Consider the following 625-nt stretch of genomic DNA (forward strand, 5'->3'; position numbering starts at 1 on the left):
ACTTTATCTTCTCTACTTTTAAATCACTATTCCTCATCAAATTGATTACTAAATCCTTTATCTTATCTAATGGAGATATATCTAATAGTCGATTTATTTCTTCTTCATAGGTTTGAATTATTTCATCAACTGCATAGCCGGCTCTTCTATACCTTAATGCTTGTAAGTAGGTCGATAATCTATCACATAGTTTGGCTACCTTTGCCTCATTAGTTTTCATTTCCTTAAACTCTAAGAATAAATCCTTACCTATTCCTAACTCCTCAAACGCTTCAGTTTCTGCTTCACTTTTGTTAATTCTAATGCTTGCCCATTTTGGTAAATCTCCTAATAACGTCTCACCAACGTCATGAAACAGAGCTATAGCCGAACTTCTTTCAGGATTAATTTGTATTCCCCTTTCTTTTAACCATAGAGATATGACGTAGGCAAGAACTGAGGCTTCGAAGCTATGTGAAGCTACTGTCTCTCCAATTGCTGGAGGAATACCGTTTTGCATCCATCCCGTTCTTACAAGGTTTTTAGAACCCTCTAAAAGTCTATTTAACTTCACTTCTTACACCATTTTAAGTAATTCATCTAAAGACTCGATAAGCTCATTAATATCACTTGTCCAAAACCTTAT

General features: G+C 34.7%; 1 protein-coding gene. It reads right to left on the bottom strand.

From position 1 onward, the window contains the following. Positions 1 to 553 (bottom strand): HD family hydrolase (locus DMP16_RS10650; protein ID WP_069284006.1); only part of this gene is annotated, 553 nt, incomplete at its 3' end. Positions 554 to 625 lie beyond the last annotated feature (72 nt).

This window comes from Sulfolobus sp. B1, assembly GCF_007050195.1.
In the GTDB taxonomy this organism is placed as follows: Archaea; Thermoproteota; Thermoprotei_A; order Sulfolobales; family Sulfolobaceae; genus Saccharolobus.